Here is a 4,448-nt window from a genome sequence, read left to right on the forward strand (position 1 = left end):
TGAAATTTACCATGCCTCTCCCGCCCGTAACCCCTCTTTCATGCAACAACGCCGAGGGCAAAGATAAGTGCCTTGATTTTGAAGAGGGTCGTGACACGATTGTTCTCGGCGCTGATAACTTCCGTCAGGTCGAGATTACGGAGAAATCTGGTCATGCGCTCATCGGTTTTGATGGTGCGAACGTGCTGCTGTTGAAAGGAGTTAGCGCAGACGGCTTGGATCAGAAAGACTTCAAGTTTGTCTAAACGATCCATTCGCTCAAGACGAGCCTTTCTGTAACCAATCGAAAGCGCACTACAGGGAACATCTGTTGAGGATGTTCTTTTTTTTCGCGGTGTTGCTGAATGACGCTATGATTTCGTCGGATTGGAGGCACAGCCGCAAGGGTTTCAGAAACCGTCTCATAGCCAGATTCAGCAATGCCCGATCGCCCATCCACGACACCATCAAACCGCGAAATAGATACTGAAAGACCCTGAAAGCCTTGCGGTCTGAACCAGAGGATATATCTACTCGTTCATATTGCGATAGGTGGCCACCGCAGAGGGCGAAATCCGGTTAAGGTAGCGGAAAATCCAGTATTTAAATACTGTGTCCAAAATTACGGGGAACGTGGCGATAAAGATAAAGATAAACTCCCGGTTGGCAGGTAAGCCAAAGTGACGCGAAATTCCTTCTAGAATCACCTCCCAGCCGTGGGGCGAGTGGAAGCCGACAAAGATATCAGTAAACAGGATAATAATGAATGCCTTAGCGCTGTCACTGAGGCCATAGACCAGCTCATCAATAAACACCTTCAACACTGCCACTTCGCGCTTGCTCGACAACAGCACTAGCGTAAATGCTGCCACCGCAAACATATCGGAAAAGACATTTTTGATCGCGTCTGAGCTGAGTCTCCGGTATTCATCTTCAATTTCGGCAGCCTTTTCCTGATTAGCGCTGATGATCTCCTCTTCGGTCATCGGCGGGATCTTACCGATCAGCATTTCAAAGCGAAGACGATCTTCATACCGACTCAATTCCTCGCGAGCCTCATCTTCCATTTCGGCATTCAGAAAAATGGTTGTATTCGACTCTGGCGATCGGAACTGATCCACAATCGGCCCCACGATAAAGTTCTTAGCAACCTGCTGGGTCAGTAGCGGAATAATGATGAGCAGCAGGATAAACCGTAACGAAACGACTGTGCGAGCTTTTGAGGAGCGGAACGAATTAACTACCTCCTGTTCGGCTTGGGGATCAAGCTCTCGCTTAATGCGATCGACTGTGCGGAGGATGGAGCGGGGCAGCACTCCGGTTTTATCCACAAACGAGCCCACATCTTTTTTGGGTTTTGAACTCGCGTCAGGGGGGACGTCTACCGCGCCAGACAACAGATTAAACGGGTTCGTATAGCCACCATTGCGATCGCCCACTTTGGAACCATTCCCGGTTTCTTGGGCGGTAGTAATCACCATTGCAGGCGGATTTCGAGAGGTGCCGATTCCGTAGCGTACCAATACACTATCGATATAGCTGAGTCGATCGAGATTTGGATCTGTGGGTGTGTCCTGCGGCTGATCCTGAATCGTTGCGATCGCCCCATTCCCCGATGGAGACGGACCATTGACTGGAACCTCAATTTCTGCCGTCACCACATCGGAGAAGCGGACAATGGAGCTACTCGTCCGAAACTCGGCTAGGCGAACTTTGATGATATCGAGATACTTTTTAAGTTCGGCCTGGAAATAGTCTTGAGCGCTTTTACCGTACAGGCCAGAGGCGGGCGATACCGGATTGCCGTTGAAGTGTTTCTCTTCCATTTCGCGAATCATCTGCGCCGCTTCATAGGCTTCTTGGAGGGCGCGATCCGGGGTATTCGCTAGCCAGGCGTTTGAACGACGAAAGTAGCGCTTGAGAGAATTTAACACGGAGGACGTTCTCATGATTGCCTGATTCGGCAGTGTAGATCTGCAAAAGAGAGTAACAAGGAACTAATGAGCGATCGCAAGTCCTAGGCGAACAAGCCAGCATTCGTTTCGCCTTAGACCAACGGGCTCAACAGTTAAGATTGATCACTGGAGGGCATTGGAAAGTTCCAAAATGACACAACGTTGAATCGCTCGTTTAGGATTGAGGAAACCTTGCTTGATGTCGAGTACATAGTATCATATCAAATTCCTATCGAGACGATTGGTGTCTTTAACGTCTATCTGGATTACAGGCTGCACCCGCAGCGGCAAAACCCAGGCATTGATTGAACAGGTCAGCCAATGCCAACCCAACCATCCGCGATCGCCCCAGCCACCGTTACCCATCCTTGTGTTTGCGGCCAATGGCGACAACCGCATGGAATTGGCGAATCAATTGGCGATCGCCCACGGAGCCTACCCGATCGAGACCACTACTCCCCTCGGATTTTTCCAGCGGGAAGTCACGCTGTTTTTTCCGCTCATTGCTGAGGAGCTAAAGCTTTCCACCTCCTTTCCCGTGCGTCTGCGCCCGGAAACCGAGCAAGCCCTCGCCACGGCGCTCTGGGAACCTGAACTTGACTCGCGGCGATTAGCTCAGGCAGGAGTGCGGGATTACTACATGGTGCGGCGGACGCTGGACGTGATGCAGTTAGCGGCGTTGGGCGGCATTCCCGTAGAGGAAATTTCGGCTATTTTGACCGATGGATTTGCTGAAGATGACGGTTATTCTGAATTGTGGGACTGCATGGGCGAGGTGCTGTTGCGGTGGCGGCAGTGGTGCCTGGAGCGGGGATTGCTGACCTACGGGCTGATTGCCGACCTGTATTGGCGATGTTTGCTACCAAACGATATTTACCGCGATCGCCTGTGTCGCCGTTACCAGGCGGTGATGGCCGATGATGTGGATGACTATCCTGCGATCGCGGGTGATCTGTTCCATGTCCTGCTTGATGGCGGCATTCCGGGCGTGTTCACCGCAAATCCTGAGAATGTGATCCGCTGGGGACTGGGAGCCGATCCGACTTGGCTGGCATCCCTCGCGCCCCGATGCGATCGCCTGGACTTGCCCATGCCTCAAGAGGACAGGCTGGGGTTGAGATGGAGCGATCCGGTGCTGGCTTGGCTGCGCGATCCGATGCAGTCCTTAGAACTTCCCGATTCAATTCGGAGTATCCAGACCATCTCACGAGGCCAATTATTGCGCCAGGTCGCAGAACGAATCGCAGATGCGGTGCAGGCTGGCGAGGTAAACCCAGAGGATATTGCTATTATTGGCCCTGGGGTAGATGCGATTGCCCGTTACACGCTACAAGCGATTTTGACGAGGCGTGGCATTGAAGTGGAATCCTTGAACGATCAGCGGCCTCTGGTGAGTTCGGCCATGGTGCGGGCGTTGCTTTCCCTGATGGCCTTGATCTATCCAGGGTTAGGACGATGGATCAGTCGGGAAGATGTGGCCGAAATGTTGGTGGTCTTAAGCAGTGCGATCGCCCGTCCGGGGCAGTTAGAAATGTCCCCGTTTCGAATCGATCCAGTGCGGGCGGGTCTAATCGTCGATCACTGCTTTGTGCCCGATTTGGAACGGCCCAAGCTGATCGACCTCACGGCCTTTCCCCGCTGGGATCGGGTGGGGTATCAGGCGGCGCAGTCCTACGGTGAGATTGTTCACTGGATTACGACCCAGCAGCAGCAGTTGGACGATCGGTTAATTCCCAATCCTGTCGTGTTGTGCGATCGCGCCATTCAGCGGTTCTTCTACGGGGGAAGTCCCTTGGCCTACGATCAGGTAGCCGTATTGCGCGAGTTTATGGAAACCGCCCAGCACTATTGGGATGTGGATACCCGCCTGCGCCAAAGTGGAGGGATCCCACGCACTCCCTCGGAGGCGATCGCCGAATTCATTCAACTGTTGCGGGATGGGACGATTACCGCTGATCCCTATCCGGTGCGTCCGGTGGGACAAGAGCGCAAATCTGTGACTCTAGCCACGATCTACCAATATCGCTCGATTCGTCGGCACCATCGGTGGCAGTTCTGGCTCGATGCGAGTTCGCCGCTGTGGTTAACGGGAGGCCAAGCTCTCTTTGGTGCGCCCCTCTTCCTGCGCGACTGGAACGGTCAACCCTGGACAGCCGAAAGTACCCTAAACGCGGAACAAGCCCGTCTGGATCGCCAAGTGCGTGATCTGCTGATGCGAGTGAGCGATCGCCTTTACCTATGCCATAGCGATTTGGCGACCAGTGGGCAGGAGCAGACGGGGCCGTTGTTGAGTTTGGTGAATTTGGCGATTCCGGTGGAGGGGTGATGGGGTGATGGGGTGATGGGGTGATGGGATAGACTTCGGCGTTGCAACGTAATTTATTGATTTGGGTGGCGATCGCCCTTTTGATTAACGTCTCTCATCGGGAATCGGTGGCGCAGGTTCTAGAACCACATCCTGGCACTGGTCTTCTAGTTCGTGATGTCTGTGAAGCCTCGTAATGTCAGGAATTC

The 4,448-nt window shown here is 53.3% G+C and carries 3 protein-coding genes; 2 read left to right on the top strand and 1 reads right to left on the bottom strand.

Translation table 11 applies throughout. The annotated features are described in order from the left end of the window. The first annotated feature begins 11 nt into the window (after positions 1 to 11). A complete protein-coding gene (locus tag IGR76_13420; protein MBF2079476.1) occupies positions 12 to 245 on the top strand; it encodes a hypothetical protein in 234 nt (77 codons plus the stop codon). Between the two features lie 264 nt (positions 246 to 509). Here IGR76_13420 and pxcA read toward each other — a convergent pair whose 3' ends face one another. Further along, the gene (pxcA, locus tag IGR76_13425; GenBank protein ID MBF2079477.1) at positions 510 to 1,928 is read right to left on the bottom strand and encodes a proton extrusion protein PcxA; all 1,419 of its coding nucleotides are present in this window, start codon (positions 1,926 to 1,928) and stop codon (positions 510 to 512) included. A 250-nt stretch (positions 1,929 to 2,178) separates the two neighbouring features. Between pxcA and IGR76_13430 the strand changes: the two genes are divergently transcribed. Continuing rightward, positions 2,179 to 4,260 (top strand): recombinase family protein, encoded by a 2,082-nt coding sequence (locus tag IGR76_13430; GenBank protein ID MBF2079478.1) that lies wholly within the window; start codon positions 2,179 to 2,181, stop codon positions 4,258 to 4,260. Positions 4,261 to 4,448 lie beyond the last annotated feature (188 nt).

Origin of the sequence: Synechococcales cyanobacterium T60_A2020_003 (assembly GCA_015272205.1) — a bacterium.
GTDB lineage: Bacteria > Cyanobacteriota > Cyanobacteriia > RECH01 > RECH01 > JACYMB01.